We start from the raw sequence: 24,743 nt of genomic DNA on the forward strand, positions 1-24,743 counted from the left end.
CCCTTTTTTTGCTTCATCGTTGCGGTGAGTTGGTCGCTAGACCGTTGGGGCGGCCGCCGATCCGTCCTCCTACCGACAGAACAACTCGGCGATCTGGATCGCGTTGAGCGCGGCGCCCTTTCGAAGGTTGTCGTTGCTCACGAAGAACACCAGCCCGCGGCCGCCGTCCACGGAGGAGTCCTGGCGGATGCGGCCTACGTAGCTGGGATCCTTGCCGGCGGCTTCGAGCGGAGTCGGGACATCGAGCAGCTCGACACCGGGAGCGGCCGCGAGGAGCTCGGTCGCGCGCGCAACGCTGATCGGGCGCGCGAACTCGGCGTTGATGCTCAGCGAGTGGCCCGTAAAGACCGGCACCCGCACGCACGTTCCACTGACGCGCAGATCGGGGATCGACAGGATCTTGCGGCTCTCGTTGCGGAGCTTCTGCTCTTCGTCCGTCTCGAGCGATCCGTCGGCCACGTAGCTGCCGGCGTACGGCAGCACGTTGAACGCGATGCTCTTCGCGAACTTCGACGGGGCCGGCATCGTGGTGGCCGATCCGTCGTACGTGAGATCGCGGGCGTTGCCGACGGCGGCGTGCGCCTGCGCGTCGAGCTCGTTGACGCCGACCAGCCCGGCGCCGCTCACGGCCTGGTAGGTGCTCGCGACGATCCGCGTAAGGCCGGCCTCGTCGTGCAGCGGCTTGAGGACCGGCATCGCGGCCATCGTCGTACAGTTCGGGTTGGCGATGATGCGCCGGCGGGCGTTGGCGATCTCGCCCGGGTTCACCTCGCTTACGATCAGCGGCACGTCCGGATCCATGCGCCACGCCGACGAGTTGTCGATTACGGTCACGCCGCACTCGGCAAAGCGCGGCGCCAGCTCACGCGACGATTTGGCGCCGGCCGAAAACAGCGCGATGTCGAGACCGGTCGGATCGGCCGTCGCGGCATCCTCGACCGTGATCTCGCCGCCGTTCCACGGCAGCTTCGTTCCCGCCGAGCGCGACGATGCGAAAAAACGGATCTGGCTGATCGGAAACCTGCGCTCGGCCAGCAGCGTGCGCATCACGCTCCCTACCTGCCCGGTCGCTCCTACTACTCCTATCTTCATTTCTGCGTCTCCGTTCGCTCGACGGACGACCTCGTATAAGGGCCCATCTGCTTCGTTCGACATCGGGCCGGTCGCTCAACGTGGCTCCGCCACGCCTCGCTCCCTTTCCCCGATGTCTGCCTCGCATCTGGACCCTTCTCCGAGGTCGCGTGCTGAGCGGGCCGTCTCTCGAGCGGCAATCCTTTTCTTTAGCGGAGCTTCGTTGCGAAGGCGACGGAGGGTCTGGGCTTCGCGGGCTTGGCGACACTTCAAGTTCGATTCCATTCATGGTGGTAATGCGTGCGGCCGCCTGTGGGGCGAAGGAGACAAAGTCATGTCGGATCGCGTCGTTGTTCGGATGGAAGGGCATGTGGCGGACGTCCGCATGGATCGCGGCGACAAGCTCAATGCGCTCGATCTCGCGATGTTCGAGGGGCTGATCGCGACCGGGCGCGCGCTTGCGCAGGAGCCGGGTCTGAGGGCCGTCGTGCTTTCGGGTAACGGGCGGGCGTTTTCGGCGGGGCTCGATTTCGCGAGTTTCATGGCGCTGGCGGCCGAAGGCGGCGAGGCCAACCTGTTCGACCGCACGCGAGGCGGGCCGGCCAACGTCGCGCAGCTGGCCGGATATGTCTGGAAAGAGCTGCCGGTGCCCGTGATCGCCGCGATTCACGGCGCGTGTTACGGCGGCGGGCTGCAGATCGCAGCGGGAGCCGACATCCGCATCGTGCATCCGGAGGCGAAGCTCTCGATCCGCGAGATGCACTGGGGCCTGGTGCCCGACATGAGCGGAACACGCACGCTCAAGCACGTGCTGCGCCAGGACGTGCTGAAAGAGCTCACGTTCACGGCGAGAATCGTCTCCGGCACCGAGGCGGTGTCGCTCGGCCTTTGCACGCGCGCGTCGGAAGACCCTTATGCCGACGCGATGACGCTGGCGGCACAGATCGCGGCGAGCTCGCCGGATGCGGTGCGCGCGGCCAAGAAACTGATCGACCGCAACTACCTGATCCCGGACGACGAAACCGGCCTTGCGCTCGAAGAAGAGTTGCAACGCACTCTGCTGAAGACGCCGAACCAGATCGAAGCCGTGACGGCCAATCTCGAGAAACGGCCTGCGCGCTTCATCGACCCGCAGTAACGGCGCGTGGGTACGCTCTCGCGAAAGGTCCTGCGGACGGGCCCGGTCGGAAGCTACGGCGTCGAGGAAGTCGAGCTTCCGAGCGGAAGGCGCACGACGCTCGACGTGCTGAAGCACCCCGGCGCGGCGGCAGCCGTCGTGTTCCGGTCGCCCGCGACGATCGTGCTGCTCAAGCAGTATCGCCACCCGGTTGGCGAATGGCTCTGGGAAATCCCGGCCGGCAAGCTCGATCCGGGCGAGAACCCGGCCGAATGCATCGCACGCGAGATCGAGGAAGAGACCGGGCTCAAGGCTGCGACGATCGAAGCCATCGGCGTCATGGTGACGACCCCGGCGTACACCGACGAACGTATCTGGCTCTACGAAGCGTCGAACCTGACAGCGGGCAAACTGGCCCATGGCCACGGCGAGGAAATCGAGATCTACGACGTCGCCTTCGACGAAGCGCTCGCGATGATCGGACGCGGCGAGATCATCGACGCGAAAACGATCGCGGCGCTGCATCTGGTGTCGGCGCGACGCGCGGCGCTCCCCTCAAAAACATGACGTGCGTCACATTCCCCGCGGAATGTTCGTGCAGCAGCGACATACGCGAGGAAGTCCCCGCCGTACTCGATCACCGGCTCTCGGCCTCGGCGATTTCCTCGATCTCCGATGCCAGGTCCAGCGCCGGCTCCGCCTCGCGATCGCGCACGCCGATCAGATAGAGAATCCCATCCAGCCCGGCAGCCGAAAGCGCCTGGCGCGCCGACTGCTTGACGATCGGCTTGGCGCGGAACGCAACGCCGAGCCCGGCAATCGACAGCATCGGCAAGTCGTTGGCTCCGTCGCCGACCGCGATCACCTGCTGCATCGAAATGTTTTCCTTGGCCGCGATCGCGCGCAGCAACTCGGCCTTGCGCGCGCCATCGACGATCGGGCCGACGACGTTGCCAGTGAGCTTGCCGTCCACGATCTCGAGCTCGTTCGCATGCACGTAATCGATGCCGAGACGCGTAGCCAGGTATTCGCCGAAATAGCTGAAGCCGCCGGAGAGGATCGCAATCTTGAAGCCGATCGTTTTCAGAACCTGGATCAGGCGTTCGGCGCCTTCGGTCAGCGCGAGGTTTTCGGCGATCTCTGCGAGCACGCCCGCGTCGAGGCCCGCGATGTGCTTCATGCGCATCCGCAGGCTCTGCTGGAAGTCGAGCTCGCCGCGCATCGCGCGCTCGGTGATCTTCGCGACCTCCTCGCCGGCGCCCGCCGCACGCGCCAGCTCGTCGATCACCTCGACCTGGATCAGTGTCGAGTCCATGTCGAACGCCACGAGTCGGCGGTTGCGACGGAAAAGATCGTCGGCCTGGAACGCGATGTCGACGTCGTGCTCGTGCGTCACGTCGAGAAACTCGGCGCGCATGCGGGTGGCGTCGCGCGGAGTTCCGCGCACCGAGAGCTCGACGCACGCGTACGGCGTCCGGCCGGTGTCCGCGAGGGGAATGCGGCCGGAGAGCCGGTGGATCATGTCGATGTTGAGTCCCTGGTCGGCAAGAATCGAGGAAACGGCCGCGATGTGCTCGGCACTGAGACGCCTGCCGAGCACCGTGATGGTGTGACGCGGCTTGCCCTGCTGCCCGACCCAGTGCTCGTAGTCCGCCTCGGTGACCGGAGTGAAACGGATCTTCATGTCGAGCTCGTGCGCCTGGAACAGCAGATCCTTCAGGATCGGTCCCGATGCCGCGCCGGGCGGGACTTCGACGAGAAGTCCGAGCGTCAGAAGGTCGTGGATCACGGCCTGCCCAATGTCGAGCACGATCGCGCCATATTCGGCAAGGATCGTCGTCAGCGACCTGGTTACACCGGGACGGTCTTCTCCGGAGACGTTGATCAGGATGATCTCGCGACTCGTCGCGGCCTTGGCCTTCATGCCGCTGGCGTAGCTGCGGGCGGCTTCAAAGCCAACACACGAGCACCGCTGGAGCTTCACACGCGACGGACGTGCCCGCTCCGCGCGGCGGAGTGTTGGAAAAGACGTCTGCTGCGATAGTCTCCGCGCCGCTATGGGACGCATCTTCGAGACCAGAAAGCACACGATGTTCGCGCGCTGGGACCGCATGGCGAAAGCCTTCACGCGCGTCGGCAAGGAAATCGTCATCGCCGTCAAGGCCGGCGGCCCGGACCCGGACGGCAATCCGCAGCTTCGGCGCGTCATCCAGAACGCACGCTCGGTCAACATGCCGAAGGACAAGATCGAATCGGCGATCAAGCGTGCGGCCGGAAAAGACGTCGCCGACTACCAGGAGATCGTCTACGAAGGTTACGCGCCGCACGGCGTGGCGATCCTGATCGAGGCCGCGACCGACAATCCGACGCGCACCGTGGCCAACGTGCGCAACTGCCTCAGCAAGGGCAGCGGAAATCTCGGCGCCGGCGGCAGCGTCAGCTTCCTGTTCAAGCGCATGGGCACGTTCCGGCTCGATCCGGCCGGAATCGATCAGGAGAGCCTCGAGCTCGAGCTGATCGACGACGGCCTCGAAGAGCTCGGCGAGAGCACCGGCGAGAAAGGTGAGCCGCAGATCCTCATCCGCTGCGCGTTCGCCGACTTCGGCCGCCTGCAGAAAGCGCTCGAAGACCGCGGCATCAAGCCGATCTCGGCGGAATCCGAGTACATCCCGCTGACGCCGGTCGAGCTTGCCGAAGATGCCGCCAAGGATGTGCTCAAGCTCGTCGACAGTCTCGAGCAGGACGACGACGTGCAGAAAGTCTTCCACACGCTCGCGTGACGCCGTGCAGATTCTCGCGATCTCCGGAAGCCTGAAGGCAACCTCGACCAACAGCGCGCTGCTTCGTGCAGCCGAGGCGATCGCTCCTGCCGGAATGCATTTTACGTTCTTCGATCAGCAGATCGGCGAGCTGCCCCACTTCCGTCCCGACCTTGACGAAGAAGGCATGACGCCGCCGCCGGCCGTCGCCGCGCTCAGAAGCCTTCTCGCCGAAGCCGACGGCGTGCTGATCTCGTGCCCCGAGTATGCGCACGGCGTTCCGGGCTCGTTCAAGAACGCGCTCGACTGGATCGTCTCGAGCGGGGAGCTGAGCGGCAAGCCCGTCGCGCTGCTGATGGCGTCGCCGAGCGGCGCCGGTCACGCGTGGACTGCATTGTCGCCGACCCTGCGCGTGATGGAAGCCGATCTCGTCTTCGAAGCTTCGCTCGTGTTCGCGCGTCGCCATCTCGACGGCGACGGCCGCCTCGCCGATGCCGGGCTCGAAGCCGAAGTCCGCAAGGCGCTCGATGCTCTGGCAATCGCGATACGCGACGGTCAGGCCGAAGGCGCGCCGCTTCCATCCGGAATCGTGAAGTAGAAGCACGCCCCCTTGTCGACTGCGGCCTCGACTTCGATGCGGCCGCCGTAGCGCTGGACGATGCGCTGGACGGTAACGAGGCCGATTCCCGTTCCGGGGAATTCGCCTTCGTCGTGAAGGCGCCGGAATGCGCGGAACAGCTGGTCTGCATATTCCATGCTGAAGCCTGCGCCGTTGTCGCGCACGAAGAACATCGGTTCCCTTCCGCGCTGCACGCGACCGAAAACAATCTCGGGATCGCGTGCGCGTGCGCTGAACTTCCACGCGTTGCCGAGCAGATTCTCCATCACCGCGCGCAGGAGCGGCGCGCTGCCGCGAACGGCCAGCCCGGGCTCGATCTGCACGCGGACGCGGCGATCCGGATGTTCGGCGGTCAGCGTCTCGATGGTTTCGTTCGCGATCGCGCTCAGGTCAACGTGATCCCTCTGCAGCGGTCCTCTCGTCAGGCGCGCGAGCCGCAGCATGCCGTTGATGCGCTCGTCCATGCGGCGCGCGGCGTTGCGAATGCGTTCGAGGTCCTCGAGCCCCTCGGTATCGAGCGGATCGATGTGGCCCTTGGAGAGCATCTGCGCAAAGCCTTCGATCAGCCGCAGCGGCGAGCGAAGGTCGTGCGACACCGATGCGCTGAACGCCTCGAGCTCACGGTTAGCCAGCTCGAGCTCGCGATTGGCGAGCTCGAGATGGCGGTTGGCGACCTCGATCTCGCGTGTCCGGTCGGCAACGCGCCGTTCGAGTGTAACGTTGAGGTCGAGGATGCGGCGCTCGGTGTCTTTTCGCGCGGTGATGTCCTGGATCTTCGACAGGAAATACGAGTGGGCAGGATCGCTCATGCGCACGAGCACGACGTCGAGCTGGATCCAGATCGTCTCCCCGCTCTTGCGGATGTAGCGCTTTTCGAGCTGGTAGCTGTCGAGACGACCCGCAAGGACCTGCTGCATCATCTCCAGGTCCGCGTCGAGATCGTCCGGGTGCGTGATCGTCTGGAAATCGAGCTTCAGCAGCTCGTCGCGATCGTAGCCGACGATCCGGCACAGCGATGGATTCACGTCGATCCAGCGCCCGTCGCTCGCAACGATCGCCATGCCGATCGGCGAGAACTCCATCGCCATGCGGAAACGCTTTTCGCTTTCGCGCAGCGCGACCTCGGTGGCGCGCCTGACGCGCTCCTGCGCGAAATTCTCGAGGGCGAAGCTGATATTGTCGGCGATCTCGCCGAGCAGCCGCAGCTCGTCCGCGTCGAAGAACGACGGCTCTCCGGAATAGAGCGCAAGCACACCCCAGACGCCTTCGGAGTTCCGGATCGGAAACGCAGCCGACCCCAGGATCCCGTAGCGCCGCATGCTGTCGCGCCACGGCGTCGTTCGCGGGTCGTCTTCGTAATGGTTGCAGACGTACGGCCGGTTCTCGCGGATGCAGGTCGCAGCCGGCCCTTGTCCCTGCGGAGTATCGTCGATCCGGATCTCGATCGTATCGAGGAACGAGCTTGCCGCGCCGGCGCGCGCGAGCGGCTCGATCATTCCGATCTGAAAGTCGGCGCGCCCGATCGCCGCCAGCACGAGGCCGCCGTCGTCAACGAGAATCCTGCACGTCGCGATCAGGAACGTGCTTGCCTCGGTTTCGGCGAGCACCGCGTGATTGACGGCGCTCAGCGACGCATAAAGCCGGCTCAGGCGGCGGATCTTCTGCTCGTCGGTGCGACGCTGCGTAATGTCGCGCCCGGTCGATTGCACTTCGGCCAGACGGCCGTCCGGATCGAAAAGCGCGCGATGCGTCCACTCCTGCCAGACCTCTTCGCCGCCGTCGCGCGTGGTTTTCTGCAGCCCGACTGCGACCGGCCGTTCGGGAGTCAGGCTGCGGATGCGTGCGCGAAGGTAGGCCCAGTCGGCTTCCGGGAGAGTCGGCGCGAAGCTCGAGCCGAGCAGTTTCGCTGCCGGTGAACCGGTCACGCGGCAGTACGCGCCGTTCACGAACGTTCTCGTTCCGTCCGGATTCCAGCGCACGATCATCTCGGTCTGGTCTTCGACGACCGCGCGGAAACGGGTTTCGCTGCGGCGCATCGCCGTCACCTGCTCGCGGCTTTCCTGGATGACGAGGGCGAGCATCAGCCCGATCACGTCGAGCAGCGCGACCAGCGTCTGCGCGGCGCCCGTGGCTTCGGGCCGCAGGCTTGCGGCGTCGCCGGAGACCAGAGCCGCGCCGGTAAAGAATGCGACCGGCAGCGACAGCGCGAGGCAGATCGTGGTCACTCCGCGCATTCCGAAACGAAGGCCCGCCCAGATGACCGGCACCGCCAGCAACAGCCGGAGCGGTGAGCGTATTCCGTCCGCGAGAACGAACACGACGACCACCGACACGATGGTCGCCAGCACCAGCATCAGCGCTTCTGCGATGCGCGAGCCTTTTCGCAGGCCGATGTCCGACCCCATCGGCTGCGACCATGCAAGCATGTGCGGCGCAAGGACGAGGACGCCCATGGCGCTGCTGCCCCAGCGCGGCCAGAAGATCTGCTCGAAATCGACGAGCCCTTCGTAGCCGCTCAGGCCGACGCCGACCTTCGCGCCGAGCAGCGTCGCAATCGGTACCGTCCAGAATAGAAACCACAGCAGCTCACGCGAAGACGTCATGAGGAACGGGCGGCGGACGAACGTTTCGACGGCGAGCGCACCGAACAGCGCCTCGAGCGCCGTCGCGCCGAAGCGCCCGGCGATCGCCGTTGGTGCAAGGTCGTAGGCAAGCCCGAATGCCGCGTCTCCGATCAGCGCACCGATCAGCAGACTCGTCCATGCGGGTCGCGGAGAAAGCAGAAGACTCGCCAGCAGAAGTCCTGCCGGAAGCCAGAAGAATCCGAGCGCATCGTCGCCCGGCGACAGCGCGTGTCCGGCTGCGGCGATCGAGAAATACGCCGTCGCGAGCAGTGCCGCGTTCTGCACGTTGACAGAAAGCGATGGCAATGCGGCGGATGCCCGCGAAACGGGTGCAGATACGGTGGACATCGGGCCTCAGCGCCTCCCCTCGCCCGGTGCTCGCATTCTAGGGTTCCTGCGCGTCTCTGGAAAGCGGACGGCTGCAGTCTCGACGCGGTGCAATGCACGTGCGAGCCGGCAGACCGGAGGACTGCGCGCGCTATCGGCGGCTTGCGACCTCGCGCAATTCATCACGGAACATCGGATGCGCGATTGCGGCGAGCGCGGATGCCCGCTCTGCAACCGTCAGCCCGCAGAGCTCGGCGCTGCCGAACTCCGTGACCACGACGTCAACCTGGTGACGCGGCGTCGTCACGAGTGCTCCGGCTGGAAATCGTGCAGCGATGCGCGAGACCACGCGCTCTCCGACACGCGCCGTCGACGGCAGACATACGATCGAGTGCCCGCCGTCGGAAAACGACGCGCCGCTGACGAAGTCCTCGGCGCCGCCGATCCCGGAGAACTGCCGGCCGTCGATCGTATCGGCCGCGATCTGGCCGTGAAGGTCGACCGCGAGCGCGCCGTTGATCGACAGCATTCGCCTGTTGCGGGCAATCACGGACGGATCGTTGACGATGTCGACCGGAAGAAAGCGCACGTCCTCGCGTTCGTGAAGCCAGTTGTGGAGCTCTTCGGTCCCGAGCGCGAACGTCGAGATCGACAGCCCGTCGTAAACGCCCTTCCTGTTGGTGACCTTGCCGGCGAGATGCAGCTTCATCAGGCCGGTCGTGAACATTTCGGAGTGTACGCCGTAGTCACCGCCCGGCGACGACGCGAGCAGCTCGACGATGGTGCTCGGAATGCCGCCGATGCCGGTCTGCAGCGTCGTCCCGTCACGAATGTACGGGCGGATCTGTTCGGCAATCGCACGCTCGACTTCGTTCGGCGCCGACTCCGGCAGCGTCGGCGGCGGCTGCGCGCTCTCGATGATCACGTCGGCCTCTTCGATCGCGAGCGAGTGCGGATGGCCGGGGTCGATGCCGAAGGTACGCGGAAGGTGCGCATTGATCTCGACGACCAGCAATCGATCGGGATCGGCCGCTGCGCGATGCAGCTCGTCGATGCTGGCGCCCGCGTGAAGCGACAGCGACATGCGGCCGTTCGAGTCCGGCGGGGCCGCCACGGTGGCGACCACGCGCGCGCCTAGCCTTCGCATCGCCGGCGCGTAGCGGCGGAAGTCGGCCGGCACGAAATCGACGCGAAGCCCCTGGTCACGCAGCGCGCGTTCGACCGGACCGTAAAAGCCCGACAGCACCCGCACGCCGGGCTTGAACAGGACCGCATGCGGCGCGAGCAGGAGCGCGCAGAAAATGGCGAGGTCTTCGTAGTCGCGGTCGCCGAGGGCTTCGAGAAACGCGCCGGGCTGGCCGGGACCGAGCGGCACGCAGACCGCGTCGCGCGGCCGGACGAGCGCGGCAGCCTCGGCCGCGGTACGCAGCCTGGTTTGGTATGCGGAGCTCACGGTGGATCCCTTCGGCCAGATTTCGCTGGCGCCGCAACTGGTTACCACCCTCGATCCGCAGACGCCCGAAAAAAACGGAGCCAAAATCGGGGTCAGACACCGATTTGGCGAAATCGGTGTCTGACCCCGATTTCCCGGGTTGCCGGTTGCATTATAGGTGGAGTTTCTCCAAGTTTGGAGGAACTCGATGTCGCGCACGAACACTCAGGCTGCTGCTTCCACCTCCCGCGCGACCGGCTTGCCCGGCACCGCCGACGCGACGGCCAAAGCGATCGCGCCCGAAGGCCGCCGCACGCGCCGCCGGCGCGAGCTTCACCAGAACATTCTTGCAACGGCCGCCGGCCTGTTCGCGCGCGACGGTTACGACGTGACGACCGTCGAGAAGATCGCGTCGGCATCCGACATCGCGCAGGCGACGTTCTTCAATCATTTTCGAAGCAAGGAAGACGTGCTGCGCGAAGTCGGCCAGGACGTCTTCACGAGATTTCAGCGCCTCGTCGAAGAGCAACTCGCGCGCCGAGCGACGACGCGCGGCCGCCTGGCCGGATTCGCCGCACGCAGCGCCGAGCTCGTGCGGCGTGCGCCGGAGATGACGAGGCGGGTTCTCATCGCCGTGCTGCGCTCGTCACGACCCGGAGAATCCGGAGCGGAGCTCGCGTCGATGCAGGCGGCGTTCGCCAACCTTCTCGCGGACGGACGCCAGGCAGGCGACGTGAGAGACGACGTCGATCTCGATCTCGCGGCGGAGTTGCTGGTTTCCGTCGTCATGGGAGCGATGACCCACTGGATCAACGATCCCGACTATCCGCTCGAGCATCGTCTCGGCGCGACGCTTTCGCTCGTCTCCGATCGCCTGCTGGTTTCGACCGGCGACAACCCTGACAAACCCGCCCGCACGAAAAGTGCGCCCGGCAAAAGGAAGCCACGATGAAGACACCAATCTGCGACCGCCTCGGTATCGAGTTCCCGATTTTCGCATTCAGTCACTGCCGCGACGTCGTCGCCGCCGTCAGCAATGCCGGCGGCTTCGGCGTGCTCGGCGCAGTCGGATTTTCCGCCGAACAGCTGCGTGTCGAGCTCGACTGGCTCGACGAGCACGTCAGTGGCGGCTACGGCGTCGACATCGTGATCCCCGGCAAATACGTCGGCATGGGCGAGATGGACGTCGAGAAGCTGCAGGTGATGCTCGCTGCGCAGATTCCCGCCGAGCACCGCGACTTCGCCAAACGCCTGCTGAGCGAGCACGGCGTGCCCGAGCTTCCGAGCGAGGAAAAGCCGCGTGAGCTTCTCGGATGGACCGAGGCGACCGCCGGACTACAGGTCGAAGTGGCGCTCGAGCATCCGAAAGTACGCGCATTCGCGAACGCGCTCGGCACGCCGCCGGCCGAAGTGATTCAGGAGATCCAGGCGACCGGCCGCCTCGTCGGCGCACTGTGCGGCAGTGCAAAGCAGGCGCTGTCTCACAAGGAAGCGGGGCTCGACTTCATCATCGCGCAGGGCACCGAAGGCGGCGGGCACACCGGTGAGATCGGCAGCATCGTGCTGTGGCCCGAGGTCATCGAAGCCGCAGCGCCGATTCCGGTGCTCGCGGCCGGCGGCATCGGCAGTGGAAAGCAGATGGCCGCGGCAATGGCGCTCGGTGCACAGGGCGTGTGGACCGGATCGATCTGGCTTACGGTCAGCGAAGCCGATACGCCGCCCGCGCAGAAGCAAAGTTATCTTTCGGCGACCAGCCGCGACACCGTGCGCTCGCGTTCGTGGACCGGCAAGCCGTGCCGTATGCTGCGCAACGACTGGACTGAAGCGTGGGAGAAGCCCGAAAATCCGAAGCCGCTCGGCATGCCGCTTCAGTTCATGGTGACAGCCGAGGCCGTCAGCCGCGGGCATCATTATGCTTCGAAGGCCCAGGCGGTCGGCTTCAATCCGGTCGGACAGATCGTCGGTCGCATGAACGAGATCCGCTCCACGCGTCGGGTGATCGAAGACATGGTGCAGGACTACATCTCGGCGACCGAACGGCTGAGGTCGCTGCTGCCGGACGCGTAGACCGCTTCGCAGCGCACGTTTCGCGCTTCGCGACGCGCGTACCGCGCTCTGGCGGGCACGCGGCTGCCACGGTGGCCGTGCTCGCGCTGGCCGCCGGCGCTTGCGGCTGTCTTCGCGACGGCGACGTCGCGCGTCCGCTCGTGCTCGACAACCGCACGGTCGGATTCTCGCGCACCGATCCCACGGCAACGACGCAGGGCAAGCTGCGCTTCCGCGGCGGCCTCGAGCTCCGCTCGACCGATCCCGACTTCGGCGGGCTCTCGGCGCTGCTCGTCAGCAGCGACGGCGCCAGTTTCATTGCAGTCTCCGACCAGTCGCACTGGATTACCGGTACGCTCGAGTACGACGACGGCCGGCTCGTGCGTGCGATCGGCGGCACGATCGCACCGATGCGCGATCTCGAAGGCAATCCGCTCGTCGACAAGAAAGGCGATGCCGAGGGGCTTGCGACGGCAGTCGAAGGAAAGAACGACGACCTGTTCGTGAGCTTCGAGGGCATCCACCGCGTGTGGCGCTACGCGTTCGGCAACGACGGAGTCGACGCGCGGCCGGTCAACTTCCCGCTGCCGCCGGAGGCGCTCAAGGCCCCGCGCAACGGCGGCCTCGAAGGAATCACGCTGGTCGGCGACGGCGAGCTGTTCGCCGTCGACGAGCGATTCCGGAACCGCGCAGGCAATTATCGCGCGTGGGTGCTGCCGTTTGTTCCGGCCGATCACCAGCCCGGTGCCGCGAACGCAGACTCGCGTACGCCCGCGCCGCGCGCGATCGTGCCGATCCTGCCGTACGCGATGACCGACATACGCATGCTGCCGGACGGAAATCTGCTCACGCTCGAGCGCCGCTACGATCCGGTGCAGGGCATCGGCATCGAGCTGCGGCGGATGCCCTGGAAGCGTGACGATCCTGCCGGCGATCATCCGCTCGACGGCGAGATCGTCGGCCGTATGGATACGACGTTCGAGGTCGACAACATGGAAGGATTGTCTGTCCGGCGCGATCCGTCCGGCGCGACGCTCGTCTACATGTTGTCCGACGACAACTTCAATCGTCCGATCCAGCGAACGCTGCTGATGATGTTCGAGCTTCTGCCGTGATCCGACGAAATCTTTCCGACCCGTCGCCACCGCCCATCCGCTGCATGCGCTCAAGATACCGATCACTCTGAGCGCTGCTGCATCGGACGAAACCTGGGCCACATTCCCCGCGGAATGTTCGACTGAACCGGCTTGATCAAAAACCCCGAAACCGGACCCACACAGGTCGTCGAGAGCTTGGTGCCGACGATCTTCATCGAGGCGAATGCAGCGATAGATCAAAGCCGCCGGAAGACCGAATCCCCGATGACCCGGTTTTGTATCGCGCGGCGTTTTTGGATTGGGATCAGGTCGGCGATCTGGGGAAAGTCAGCGCATCATCGGGCAGCGTGAGCCAGCTCTGGCGGCTGTCGGTGAAGATGTGGACCCTGGGCGCGAGGATGCTGGTGTCGTCGAGCGTACCCGCCTTGACGAACATCATGCCGGGGGCCGTCGCGGGCTGGGAATAGATGCCGGAGCCGCAGGTCGGACAGAACCAGCGGCTCACGTCGCCTCCGGCTTCGCTTTTGCTCTGGTAGAGCTTGAGCTCGCCGGTCAGCCGGACGTCGTCTTCCCTGAAAGCGATCGTGACGTTGAACGCCGTACCGGCGCTGCGCTGGCAGTCGGTACAGTGGCAGACGCCCTGGAAGATCGGCTCACCCGACGCTTGATAGCGCACGTTGCCACAAAGACAGCCTCCGGTGATTTCAGCCATGTTCGTCGCTCCCTGCACCTGGACGTCACGCGCCGTTCAGGTGCGCGCGTAGAGGCCGACGTCCTGCGGCGTCGGGTCGTGAAGATTCGGGAAAATCCGGTATCTGCGCATGACGCCTTCGCGCAGGAAGCCGCTGCGCTCGAGCACGCGAACGGCCGCGAAGTGGTGTGCGTGACAGACGGCGTACAGTCGCAGCACACCGCTCGCCTGCGCGAGCCGCGCGACCGCGCGCACGGCTTCGGTCGCGAATCCCGCTCCCCATGCGCCTTGCGACAGCACGTAGCCGGTCGATGCGCGATACGGCTTTTCGAACGCGAGCCCGGTCGCACCGATCAGGCGCTTGTCGACGCGCGATTCGATCAGCAGCGGACCGGCAGGCCAGCGCGCCCATTCGGAATGAGAGAGCTCGATGAAGCGTCGCGAGTCCTCGACCGTTTCGTGGCGCGGCCAGCTCACGAAGCGGGTCACGTCGTGGTCGGACGCGTAGTTGTCGAAGATCGACTGCGCGTCCTCGTCACGCGGAGGACGCAGCACGAGGCGCGGCGTCTGGAGGATTTTCGGGTCGAACGGCATGCGCGGGGTTTCGGCGAGATCTGTCAACTTCAAAGTCCTCAGGCAAGTTCGGCAATACGCGGCTTCCGCCAGGATACTGATACCCGCCCTCGACCATTGTGAGAAGGCCGGCGGGCGGCGCCTGCCTCTTCTGCGGCGAGCCCTCGATGGGGAGCAGCGCGCGCTTTTTTTCGGACCGGTGTCGGTGTTGGCTTGCCCCGGACGTCCTTAGGGCAATGCGGCCCCGTGCCGGTCCGACCGGCAACCGCCGCGACCACCAGAACCAGAATCGGAACCCAAGGAGATTCCCATGCATTTTCTGTCGCTGTTCACACCCGAAACCCCGACGCCGCTGCCGACTCCCGAAAAGGCCGCGAAGATGGAAGAGCTGACCACGAGGATGCTCGCGTCCGGCGAGCTGCTGCTGGCAGGCGCGCTCGGTCACCGCGAAAAAGTCGGGCTTCGCATCACGCTGAAGAATGGAAAGTACACCGTCACCGAGGGACCCGCCGGCGAGTCCGTCCTGATGTCCGCCGGCGGGATGTCGATCTCGGAGGCGCCGTCGAAGGAAAAATTCGTCGCGATGATCAAGGAATTCCTGGCAATCGCCGGCGACGGCACGTGCGAGTGCCTCGGCTATGCGTTTCCGGTCATGATGGCGGAGCGCCGCGTGATGGGCGGCGTGATTCCGAGCTTCATGGTCGACGGCGCGGCAAAGGCGTCCGAGTTCTACGAGAAGGCCTTCGGCGCCAAAGAGCTGCGCCGCTACGCGCATCAGGATGGCAAGCGGCTGATGCACTGTCATATGGAGATCAACGGCGGCTCGATCATGTTCAACGATCCGATGCCCGAGCACGGCTATCCGCTGCAGCCGTCGAACAGCTTTACCAACAATCTCGTCGTCGCCGACGGCGATCTGTGGTGGAACCGAGCGCTCGAGGCCGGGTGCAAGGCCACGATGCCGTTCGAGCGTGCGTTCTGGGGCGACCGCTTCGGACGCATGATCGATCCGTTCGGCATCGCCTGGGCGATCGACGAGCCGGCGCAGGCCGCAGCCGCCGCTGCGTGACGGAGACGACGGCGATGAAACTCAGCCAGAAGATCACGCCGTGCCTGTGGTTCGACGACCAGGCCGAGCAAGCTGCGAAGTTCTACACGTCGGTCTTTCCGAATTCGCGCATCACCATGACGAACCGCTACAGCGAAGTCGGAAAGGAGATTCACGGACGTCCGCCGGGAAGCGTGATGACGGTGTCCTTCGAGCTCGACGGCCAGCCGTTCACGGCGCTCAACGGCGGGCCGATCTTTCATTTCAGCGAAGCGATCTCGTTCCAGGTCACGTGCGCGACGCAGAAAGACATCGACTATTTCTGGGAGAAGCTGTCGATGGGCGGCGACGAGAAAGCCCAGCAGTGCGGCTGGCTCAAGGATCGTTACGGCGTGTCGTGGCAGATCGTGCCCGAAGCTCTGCCGCAGATGCTGTCCGACCCCGCGTCGCCGAAATCGCAGAACGCAATGCGCGCCATGCTGTCGATGAAGAAGCTCGACATCGAAGGCCTCGAGCAAGCCTACGCCGCGTAGCGAAATCGGGGACAGACACCGATTTTCGGATATCGAGGACAGACACCGATTTCGCCAGATCGGCGTCTGTCCCCGACGTCTCAGGCCGGCGGCTGGCCGGAAATCTTCGGCAGGGCGGACAGGTCGCTCGACCACGGCACTGCCGACGCGCACCAGATCTGTCGCTTCGGCGCGAGCTCGGCGCGCTGGTCGAGGCAACCGACGCGAAGCGCATACGTCGGCGGATCCGTGACGGCCGACGAGTACACCGGCGTCCCGCAGTTCGAGCAGAACGCGTGTGCGCGCCGGTTGCCGCTCTCGGCGGTCTTCACGTAGATCTTCGGATGTCCGCGCGTGATCGAGAACGAATCGCGGTCGGCAAGAACCGCCACGCGATATGCCGAACCCGAAAGCATCTGGCAGTCGGTACAGTGGCAGATCCCGGCGCGCTCCGGATCCACGTCGGCCTCGTACGCAATTTCACCGCAATGACAACGACCGTGGACAATCATCAGGACCTCCTTGCTCTTATGGCTTTCGCAATATTGCCCATCATTGCCGCCCGACCGGAAATGAAAAAGGTCATTTCGAACAATGTCAGTCGCGATCGGGTGCGCCGGGCGGGAAGAAGTGCCGGAACGGCCGCGCTTCCTCGACGGCACGCGCAAACGATGGCCAGGCAAGCAGACGGCGGCGGTATGACCGCACGTTGACCAACGCCTCGTCAACCGGATGAACCCAGTCCGAGTAGAACAGAGCCGGCGCGGCTGCACAGTCGGCCAGGCTGACGGCTTCGCCGCAAGCCCACGAGCGGCCGTCGAGCGCACCGTCGAGCCAGCGATACGCCTTGTCGAGAAGCGCATGCGACTCGTCCAGCGTCTGGCGATCGCGCTGCTCCGGCGGCCGCATGAAGTCGGCGACGATCCTCTGCATCGGCGTCATCACGTAGTTGTCGAAAAAGCGGTCCATCATGCGTACGTCGAGCGCCGCCTTCGCGTCCGCGGGAATGAACCGGACCGGCCCCGGATGAAACAGCCCGAGATGCTCGATGATGATGCTGGCTTCGACGACCGCCCGGCCGTCGTCGGCGAGCACCGGCATCTTGCCGAGCGGCCACAGCCGTTGATGCTCGGCGGCGATCTTCTCGTCGCCGCCGAGAACGCGCATCTCGAACGGGGTCGCGTTCTCGTAGAGCGCGATCAGGACCTTCTGGCAGTAGGACGAGAACGGGTGGGCATACAGCTCGAGCGACATCTTCGAACTCCTCGCAGCGCAGGCGGTCGGCGTCCGGCTGCTACGAGTGCCCTATCCGACGTTTCAGTCACCGGCGCAATTTTCGATGATCCGTCCGCAGAGCTCACACGCCGGGTTCGTGCAGTACATCTTGCAGCTGCGTCCGGTGATCGGCCCGGCACATGCCGGACAGACCTCGACGTGCGGGACCACCTGGCTTCGTACGCGGCTGCCATGGGAAATGTCGTCGTCGTGCATCGCGAAACCATAGCCGGCGCGCTGCCGGCCTGCACGGCGCACGCTTGTGCGAAACCCGTTGCGACGCAGAAAGCTACGGACACGCGAGCGTGACGTCGTCGCCGACGGCCGAGCGCAGGATCAGCAGCGCATCGGAGGCACCGACCGTTGCGTCGCCGGTCACGTCGCAGACAGAAGGATCGCAGGCTTCGGCCCCGACCGCGGCCTTCAGCGCGAACAGCGCATCACCGGCGGTCAGCGTGCCGGAGTCGTTGGTGTCGCCGCACGAGACGAGCTCGCAGGCGCCGTTGCACCCTTCGCCCTGGGTCCATTCGGCATCGCCGTCGTCGCACTCCTCCGGAGCTTCGGTCAATCCATTGCCGCACACGTCGCAGCCAGCGCCGTCCTGCGCAGGCACGCACTGTCCGTTCTCGCTGCAGGCGTGCGGATGATCGCACGGGAAGTCACCGCACGAGGTCCCGGCCGGCTTCGACGAATCGTCGGGGCAGTCCGCCGCATCGCCCGTACACGCTTCCGCGGCGTCGCACTCGCCCGAAGCCTCGCGGCAGATCGTCGAGGTCGACACGAAGCCATCGGCCGGACAAGCCACTGCGGCGCCGGTGCAGTATTCGTCTGCATCGCAGACGCCGGCAGACGCGCGGCACAGCACCGCCGTCGATGCGGACACGTCGGCCGGGCACGCCGCGGCGTCGCCCGTGCAATACTCCTCCGTATCGCAGACTCCCGCGGACGCACGGCAGAGCATAGTCGTCGACGCGAGCAGATCTGCCGGACAGCTCACGCCAGTTCCCGTGCAGTGCTCGTCCGGATCACAGATTCCGGCAGACTCGCGGCAGATCTCGCTGCTCGGAGCGAAAGCATTGGCTGGACACTGCGCCCCCGAGCCGCTGCACGACTCTGCGGCGTCGCACGGCCCGGACGCGCTGCGACAGAGCACCGTCGAAGGCGCGAGTACATCGACCGGGCACGAAGCACCTGAGCCCGTGCACTGCTCGGCCGGATCGCAGACACCGCCGGACGCACGGCAGACCTGCGCGGACCCTGCGAACACATCCGCAGGACACGCCGGCGAAGTGCCGCTGCAGCTCTCGGCAACATCGCATGCGCCCGCGACTGCGCGGCACGTGGCCGACGACGCAAGCATCGCATCGGCAGGACACGACGCTGCCGACCCGCTGCATTTCTCGACGGCGTCGCACGCTCCGGCAGCGGCGCGACACACCGTCGATAGCGGCGCCAGCGCATCCGGCGGACACGACGTGGCCGAGCCCGTGCACCGTTCGGCCGCATCGCACGGCCCGCCCGATGAGCGACATGCGACAGACGACGGCAACCGGGCATCGGCCGGGCAGCTGGCTGCCGACCCGCTGCAAAGCTCGGCCGCATCGCACACTCCGCCGGATGTACGACAGACCTCGAGCGACGTCAGGAATGCATCGGCGGGACAGGCCGCCGACGTGCCGCTGCAGGTCTCGACAACGTCGCACACACCGGCGATAGCGCGGCAGACGGTCGACTCGGGCAGCAGCGAATCGGAAGGACACGCGACTGCCGATCCGGTGCACTTCTCGACCACGTCGCAGCTGCCAGCGAGAGCGCGACATACGGTCGAAACCGGTGCGAGCAGATCCGCCGGACAGATCGTCGTCGAGCCGGTACACTTTTCCGCCACGTCGCACGGACCGCCGGCTGCGCGGCAAACGGCCGACGACGGCGACAGCACATCCGTCGGACAGGCCGACGACGAACCTGTGCAGCGCTCGCCAGCGTCACAGACGCCGCCCGATGCACGGCACATCGCCGACGACGGCATGAATGCGTTGGCCGGACAGGAAGCAGAGCTTCCGGTGCAGCTCTCGCCGACGTCGCAGACGCCCGCCGCGCTCCGGCATGACGATGCAGAGCTCTTGAACGCGTTGAGCGGGCAGAGCGCGCTCGTTCCGGTGCAGGTTTCGGCAATGTCGCAGACGCCGGCCGAGCTCCGGCACGCGAACGACGAAGCGCGAAACGCATCGGGCGGACACGTGCCCGACGTTCCGTTGCAGGTCTCGGCCGCGTCGCACGGCCCGGTCGACTCACGGCAGACGTCGCCGGCACCGCCGACCTGGCACGTCGTTGCGTTGCAGCACTCGGCCGAATCGTCGACGACCGGATCGCAGCTCTCGCCGGCGTCGACGACGCCGTTTCCGCACGTGCCCGTGTAGTACAGGCCGATGAACGAGGACGCGTGCTCGCCGGCCGTGCGGAACTCGCCGCCGACGTAAAGGCTGAGGCCAAGCGCGCGCAGGGAAGCAACGCTCGAGTTCGTGCCCGCGCCGAGCCCGCTCCACGACGACCCGTTCCATCTTGCGACATAGCTTGCGGGCGAGCTCGAAAAATCCCCGCCTGCATAAAGATTCGTGCCGAGGAATTCGAGTGCGTAGACAAGACCGCTCGTGCCCGATCCGAGCGCCGACCACACCGACCCGTTCCACTTCGCAACATTCCTCACAATCGTGCCGCCGGCCGTAAGAAAGCTGCCTCCTGCGTACAGGTCCGTGCCGAGCGCAGCGAGCGAATAGACGGCGCCGCTGGTGCCGCTGCCGAGCGCCGACCACGACGAGCCGTTCCAAGCCGCGACGTGACTTGCCGGGACTCCGCCGGCATTCAGAAACGCGCCGCCCGCGTAGACGCTGGTGCTGATCACTTCGAGCGAGAATCCGGAGTCGTCGAGTCCGGTACCGAGCGCCGTCCACGTGGATCCATTCCACTTCGCGATGCGGTTCGCGTTCGCCTCGGTGCCTGCGCTCGTGAACGCACCTGTCGCGTAAAGATTCGTACCGCTCGCCGCCAGCGCATAGACGTCGTCGTTGGTTCCCTTGCCGAGCGCCGACCATGAAGATCCGTTCCACTTCGCGACGCGGTTTGCGCTGGTGCCTCCGGCGCTGGTGAATGTCCCCGCCGCGTAAAGATCGGTTCCGATCACCGCAAACGCGTAGACTTCGGCGTTCATTCCGCCGCCGACCGGCGACCAGGTGAGTCCGTTCCACTTTGCGATGTAGGCAGCCGGCACGCCGCCGGCGACCGTGAAGAATCCTCCGGCGTAGAGCGTCGTGCCGATGGTCGCGAGCGCCTCGACGCGTCCGTTCATCCCCTTGCCGCTGACGTTTCCGAGCGAATTCCACGATGCGCCCTTCCAGACAGCAATTCCGGCCGCCGATTCGCCGCCGATCGTCGTGAAATCGCCGCCGGCGTACACGTTGCTCCCAATTGCGGCGAGCGCGTAGATGACGCCGTTGGTTCCCGTGTCGAGCGCCGACCACGCCGTGCCGTTCCATTTCGCCACGATGTCGGCCGCCGCGCCGCCTGCAGTCGTGAAATCTCCGCCCGCGTACAGATCCGTTCCGATCGCGATCAGCGAATAGACGCCGCTGTCCATGCCCTTTCCAAGCGCAGACCACGCGCTTTCATTCCATCTGGCAATGTAGTCGGCCGATACGCCGCCGGCCGTCGTGAAGAATCCGCCGGCGTAAAGGCTCGAGCCGATCGCAGCCAGCGAATGAACCGTGCCGTTCATTCCCGCGCCGAGAGCCGACCATGCGGAGCCGTTCCATCTGGCGATTCGAAGTGCAGCCACACCGCCGGCCGTCGTAAAAGTTCCGCCCGCGTAGACGGTGCCGCCGATCGCCGTAAGCGCGTTCACCGCCGCGTTGGTTCCGGCGCCGAGCGCGGACCACACCGAGCTGCTCCACTTCGCGACGTGCGCTGCGGCAACGCCGCCCGCCGTCGTAAACAGGCCTCCGGCGTAAAGATCGGTGCCGACGGCGGTCAGCGCCCGAACTTCGCCGTTGACGCCGCTTCCGACCGATGACCACGACAGCTGATCCCACTTCGCGACGTGCGACGCAGCCTGCCCGCCCGCAGTAGTGAACGCGCCACCCGCGTACAGATCCGAGCCGATCACCGCGAGCGCGAGAACGTCGCCGTTCAGCCCGGCCCCGAGCGCATGCCACGATACTCCGTCCCATCTCGCGACATGGTTTGCGGCGAGACCACCGGCCGTAAGGAAGTTACCGCCGACGTAGAGATCGGTACCGATCACGGCCAGCGCGAGAACGGTTCCTCCAACGCCCGGCGGGCCGCCGAAGCGTGCGTCCCAGTTGCCGCCGGCGTCCGGCGCGAAGGCCGCAGTCTCTGCGACAGGCTGCCCGGCATCGAAGCCGGGGCCCGTGGCCGAACTTGTCTCGCGGACAAAGTGCGGCGCTCCGCTGGAGTCGGTTTCCATGCGGAACCCGGTGACGTCGACCGTGCCGGTGTAGCCGGTATTGAGAGCGACCGTGCCATCGGCATGGAGCAGATGCGCAAGCGCCAGCGACTCGCCTGATCGCGCGAAGGCGCGATCAACGAAACCAACAACGCTGACCGCCGTGCATAGCGCTGCAAGAGCGAACGCGCGCATCCGCTGCCCGGCGCGTTCCTGAGGAAAACGCATTCAGCCCCCGATAGCTCGACTGGAGACGGAGAGAAATGCACTTTTACTGGCTGGAAACGCTCGAACGCAAGCTCCGTTTTGACCGGCCGGAGCTGGTCGCGCGGCTGACACCCTGGGGTTCGGCACACCTGATTGCCTCGGGATCGCGAGGGCAGATGGCCGGGGATGAAAGCCATAGTTCCAGACTCAACAGGAGAAAGTCGCGAAGCTGTCTCGCCGGCCCTTCTTGACAGGTTTCTGTACGCACGTGATGGTCCGGGCGGGACTCAGCGTGAGGGGCAGCTCCTGGGGGTCGTCAACTTTTCAATCATCAAGGAGAGAACATGAAATCAGTACGTTCCGCAGCGTTCATTCCTGCGTCGGTCATACTGGCCGGTGCGCTGCTCGCAGCCATGCCGGCCGCTGCTCAGCCGGCAACACAGCTATCGATCGACTCGCGCAATCCTTACCTCTGGACGTTCGATACGAGCAACGCCGACAGCCAGAACTTCTTGATGGAGATTACGCTCGAAGGACACACGGTCTGTTACGGAAACGGCCTTGCCACGCAGCCGACGACCGGGAATCTCTGGGCAGTTCTCACGATCGACAACTGCAACCAAAGCAGCGCTCCGCGCGAGCTGGTCACCATTGACCCGACGACCGGGATAGCGACAGACGTCGGACCGCTCGGGACGACGCAGAAAGTATCGTCGCTCGCGTTCGGTGCGGATTCGGCCACGATCTACGTGGTGACCGGGCTGGGCGGGACTGACAAGCACACGCTGTATCAAGTGGATCCGGCCAACGGCGAACTGACGCAGCTTTGCGTAGCGGCAGACCTCGGCAACGGCGACGGCCATACGCTCGCCTACGGTGACGGCACGCTTTATCACGCAACAATGAACTGCAATTTCGGTGAGGGTTGTGCCACCACCTTCGAGCTGATCGACACGACCAACCTGCCGGCCGATCCGACCGACCCCTGCGGAGGCACCCTTATATCTTCCGACGATACCTTCCTCGAGCCGACCGCGCTCATGTTCGTCTCGAGCGACGGCGGCAATGTAACGCTGCTGATGGCGAATTTTACCGATCTCTACACCGTGGAGATTCCGGGAACGACCGGCGTCGACGGCGTTGATATCACGTACGTGCGGACCCTTTCGGGCGACTCGAAAGGCCTCGCGCTGACCGGGGCCGACCTTGTCACGGCCGACCTCATCGTGACCAATGGCGCGCAGAAATTCCGGAACAAGGGTCACAGGACCATCGAGTACACACTGCAGGCGGTCAATCTCGGTCCCGACACGGTAACCGGTATCGTCGTCACGAATCCGATTCCGACAGGCACGACGCTCGTCTCGAGCAGCATCGACTGCACCGAGCAGTTCGGAAGTCTCGTCTGCGATGTCGGGACTCTCGACCCGCAGAGCAACGAGTTCTTCACGTTCACTGTCGAGGTGACGTGCAAGAAATGCAGCAGCATCGACAACGTGGTTTCGATCAGCACCACCGAAACGATCTACGAGTACCCTTTCAACAACTCGAGCTCGCTCACCACGAGCGTCAAAGGAAAGTTCTAGCGCTGGTTTCGCGAGCGCCGGGGTTTCCGGCGCTCGCGGCCAATCCTTGATATGCGGGCGCCGGATGCTTCCGGCGTCCGCACGTCGGTGCGGCCCCGGTAAAATCCGCCGCCAGTTTGAATAGACCCACCCCACCCGGCGTCCCGGCAACAACTTGGAACTTGTGACGCGCCTGACGCATAGTCGCCCGGCGTTCCATCGATGTGACCCTCCGCAACGGCTCCGTTCGTCGAATCGAGCCCCCGAGGTCCGTCCGTGGAAGCTCCGTCCGTCCGGGAGCCGATGCTCCCCGCGAATGGACGAGCCTTACAACCCAGCATGACATGAAAGGAGCAGGGATCCCGCGATGAGCACCGAACAGGCCGTTCAGGGTTCGTATTCCGGTCAGCCGAGCGCCGCGGACGCGGCACGCTATGCCCAGCTCGGCCCGACGCTGGTTGCAGAGATCGGCAAGGTCCTGGTCGGACAGGAGCTGATGGTCACGCGCCTGCTGACCGCACTCCTCGCCGGCGGCCACGTCCTTCTTGAAGGCATGCCGGGCCTGGCCAAGACACTGATGATCCGCTGCCTCGCGGGCGCCATCGACACCGGCTTTTCCCGCATCCAGTTCACACCCGACATGCTGCCGGCCGATGTGATCGGCACCGAGATCTTCAACCCGAAGGAAGGTACCTATTCGATCAAGAAGGGTCCGATCTTCTCGAACCTGGTGCTTGCCGACGAGATCAACCGCGCGCCCGCCAAGGTGCAGGCCGCGCTCCTCGAAGCGATGCAGGAGCGCCAGGGAACCATCGGCGGCAAGACCCACAAGATGGACGAGCCGTTCCTCGTGCTCGCCACGCAGAACCCGATCGAACAGGAAGGCACCTACCCTCTGCCCGAAGCCCAGGTCGACCGCTTCATGCTCAAGATCCGCGTCGGCTACCCGTCGCGCGACGACGAACGAAAGATCCTCGACCGCATCGGCGTCGCTGCTGCCGAGCCGCACGTAAGCAAGGTCGCAACCGTGGAGGAGATCGCCGGCGCGCAGCGCGCCGTCAACCAGGTCTTCGTCGACGACAAGGTGCGCGACTACATCGTCGACCTCGTCCGCGCGACGCGCGAGCCGGCCAGCGCCGGAGCACCCGATCTCGACGGCATGATCGAATACGGAGCCAGCCCTCGCGCATCGCTCTGGCTGCTGCGCGGTGCGCGTGCGCATGCGTTCCTGCAGGGCCGCACGTACGTGACGCCTCACGACGTCAAGTCGCTCGCACCCGACGTGCTGCGCCACCGCGTCAGCCTTACGTACGAAGCCGAA

Annotated in this window: 22 protein-coding genes; 12 read left to right on the forward strand and 10 right to left on the reverse strand. The window is 65.5% G+C overall.

What is annotated here, in order from left to right:
• Window positions 1-69: 69 nt before the first annotated feature.
• Complete coding sequence (locus tag VN634_01295; protein ID HXC49493.1) at window positions 70-1,092, reverse strand: aspartate-semialdehyde dehydrogenase; 1,023 nt, start codon at window positions 1,090-1,092, stop codon at window positions 70-72.
• Window positions 1,093-1,405: 313 nt separating this feature from the next.
• On the opposite strand from VN634_01295, the gene VN634_01300 reads away from it, so the two are divergent.
• Both VN634_01300 and VN634_01305 read left to right on the forward strand, forming a co-directional pair.
• A complete protein-coding gene (locus VN634_01300) occupies window positions 1,406-2,209 on the forward strand; it encodes a crotonase/enoyl-CoA hydratase family protein (protein HXC49494.1) in 804 nt (267 codons plus the stop codon).
• 6 nt (window positions 2,210-2,215) lie between these two features.
• A complete protein-coding gene (locus tag VN634_01305; GenBank protein HXC49495.1) occupies window positions 2,216-2,755 on the forward strand; it encodes an NUDIX hydrolase in 540 nt (179 codons plus the stop codon).
• Between the two features lie 70 nt (window positions 2,756-2,825).
• Here the strand turns inward: VN634_01305 and serB are convergent, their stop codons facing one another.
• Window positions 2,826-4,112 carry a phosphoserine phosphatase SerB gene (gene serB, locus VN634_01310; protein HXC49496.1) on the reverse strand — a complete coding sequence of 429 codons (1,287 nt, stop codon included), beginning with the start codon at window positions 4,110-4,112 and terminating at the stop codon, window positions 2,826-2,828.
• Window positions 4,113-4,245: 133 nt separating this feature from the next.
• On the opposite strand from serB, the gene VN634_01315 reads away from it, so the two are divergent.
• Both VN634_01315 and VN634_01320 read left to right on the forward strand, forming a co-directional pair.
• Window positions 4,246-4,968: a YebC/PmpR family DNA-binding transcriptional regulator gene (locus VN634_01315; protein HXC49497.1), complete on the forward strand. Its 723-nt coding sequence runs from the start codon at window positions 4,246-4,248 to the stop codon at window positions 4,966-4,968.
• Between the two features lie 4 nt (window positions 4,969-4,972).
• On the forward strand, window positions 4,973-5,545 hold the full coding sequence (locus VN634_01320) for an NADPH-dependent FMN reductase (protein ID HXC49498.1): 573 nt from the start codon (window positions 4,973-4,975) through the stop codon (window positions 5,543-5,545).
• Here VN634_01320 and VN634_01325 read toward each other — a convergent pair.
• Both VN634_01325 and VN634_01330 read right to left on the reverse strand, forming a co-directional pair.
• The gene (locus VN634_01325; protein HXC49499.1) at window positions 5,503-8,496 is read right to left on the reverse strand and encodes a PAS domain S-box protein; all 2,994 of its coding nucleotides are present in this window, start codon (window positions 8,494-8,496) and stop codon (window positions 5,503-5,505) included. The genes VN634_01320 and VN634_01325 overlap by 43 nt on opposite strands.
• 172 nt (window positions 8,497-8,668) lie before the next feature.
• Window positions 8,669-9,970, reverse strand: coding sequence for an acetyl-CoA hydrolase/transferase C-terminal domain-containing protein (locus VN634_01330; protein HXC49500.1), 1,302 nt, complete (start codon window positions 9,968-9,970; stop codon window positions 8,669-8,671).
• Between the two features lies 1 nt (window position 9,971).
• Here VN634_01330 and VN634_01335 point away from each other — a divergent pair, with 1 nt between their 5' ends.
• From VN634_01335 to VN634_01350, 4 genes are all read left to right on the forward strand, one after another.
• Window positions 9,972-10,094, forward strand: a complete 123-nt coding sequence (locus tag VN634_01335; protein ID HXC49501.1) for a hypothetical protein — start codon at window positions 9,972-9,974, stop codon at window positions 10,092-10,094.
• A gap of 63 nt (window positions 10,095-10,157) precedes the next feature.
• Window positions 10,158-10,901, forward strand: coding sequence for a TetR/AcrR family transcriptional regulator (locus VN634_01340; protein ID HXC49502.1), 744 nt, complete (start codon window positions 10,158-10,160; stop codon window positions 10,899-10,901).
• Entirely contained in the window at window positions 10,898-12,016 is a 1,119-nt protein-coding gene (locus VN634_01345) for a nitronate monooxygenase family protein (protein ID HXC49503.1), read from the forward strand. Before VN634_01340 ends, VN634_01345 begins: the two co-directional genes overlap by 4 nt.
• Window positions 12,017-12,087: 71 nt before the next feature.
• Window positions 12,088-13,110, forward strand: a complete 1,023-nt coding sequence (locus tag VN634_01350) for an esterase-like activity of phytase family protein (protein HXC49504.1) — start codon at window positions 12,088-12,090, stop codon at window positions 13,108-13,110.
• 286 nt (window positions 13,111-13,396) lie between these two features.
• On the opposite strand, the gene VN634_01355 is transcribed toward VN634_01350, so the two are convergent.
• Together VN634_01355 and VN634_01360 are read right to left on the reverse strand one after the other, a co-directional pair.
• Window positions 13,397-13,804 (reverse strand): GFA family protein, encoded by a 408-nt coding sequence (locus VN634_01355; GenBank protein HXC49505.1) that lies wholly within the window; start codon window positions 13,802-13,804, stop codon window positions 13,397-13,399.
• Window positions 13,805-13,840: 36 nt separating this feature from the next.
• Window positions 13,841-14,404: a GNAT family N-acetyltransferase gene (locus VN634_01360; protein ID HXC49506.1), complete on the reverse strand. Its 564-nt coding sequence runs from the start codon at window positions 14,402-14,404 to the stop codon at window positions 13,841-13,843.
• Window positions 14,405-14,666: 262 nt separating this feature from the next.
• Between VN634_01360 and VN634_01365 the strand changes: the two genes are divergently transcribed.
• Together VN634_01365 and VN634_01370 are read left to right on the forward strand one after the other, a co-directional pair.
• Complete coding sequence (locus VN634_01365) at window positions 14,667-15,425, forward strand: glyoxalase/bleomycin resistance/extradiol dioxygenase family protein (GenBank protein ID HXC49507.1); 759 nt, start codon at window positions 14,667-14,669, stop codon at window positions 15,423-15,425.
• Window positions 15,426-15,439: 14 nt separating this feature from the next.
• The gene (locus VN634_01370; protein ID HXC49508.1) at window positions 15,440-15,937 is read left to right on the forward strand and encodes a VOC family protein; all 498 of its coding nucleotides are present in this window, start codon (window positions 15,440-15,442) and stop codon (window positions 15,935-15,937) included.
• Between the two features lie 80 nt (window positions 15,938-16,017).
• On the opposite strand, the gene VN634_01375 is transcribed toward VN634_01370, so the two are convergent.
• The 4 genes from VN634_01375 to VN634_01390 all read right to left on the reverse strand — a co-directional run bounded on the left by VN634_01375 (window position 16,018) and on the right by VN634_01390 (window position 21,878).
• Entirely contained in the window at window positions 16,018-16,428 is a 411-nt protein-coding gene (locus VN634_01375; GenBank protein ID HXC49509.1) for a GFA family protein, read from the reverse strand.
• Window positions 16,429-16,513: 85 nt separating this feature from the next.
• On the reverse strand, window positions 16,514-17,170 hold the full coding sequence (locus tag VN634_01380; protein ID HXC49510.1) for a glutathione S-transferase family protein: 657 nt from the start codon (window positions 17,168-17,170) through the stop codon (window positions 16,514-16,516).
• Window positions 17,171-17,233: 63 nt separating this feature from the next.
• Complete coding sequence (locus VN634_01385) at window positions 17,234-17,407, reverse strand: hypothetical protein (protein HXC49511.1); 174 nt, start codon at window positions 17,405-17,407, stop codon at window positions 17,234-17,236.
• Between the two features lie 73 nt (window positions 17,408-17,480).
• Complete coding sequence (locus VN634_01390; GenBank protein HXC49512.1) at window positions 17,481-21,878, reverse strand: hypothetical protein; 4,398 nt, start codon at window positions 21,876-21,878, stop codon at window positions 17,481-17,483.
• A 323-nt stretch (window positions 21,879-22,201) separates the two neighbouring features.
• Between VN634_01390 and VN634_01395 the strand changes: the two genes are divergently transcribed.
• Both VN634_01395 and VN634_01400 read left to right on the forward strand, forming a co-directional pair.
• Window positions 22,202-23,443 (forward strand): hypothetical protein, encoded by a 1,242-nt coding sequence (locus tag VN634_01395; GenBank protein HXC49513.1) that lies wholly within the window; start codon window positions 22,202-22,204, stop codon window positions 23,441-23,443.
• A gap of 346 nt (window positions 23,444-23,789) precedes the next feature.
• The coding region (locus VN634_01400) for a MoxR family ATPase (GenBank protein HXC49514.1) at window positions 23,790-24,743 on the forward strand (954 nt) is incomplete at its 3' end.

Source organism: Candidatus Limnocylindrales bacterium (assembly GCA_035571835.1).
Lineage (GTDB): Bacteria > Desulfobacterota > Binatia > UBA1149 > CAITLU01 > DATNBU01.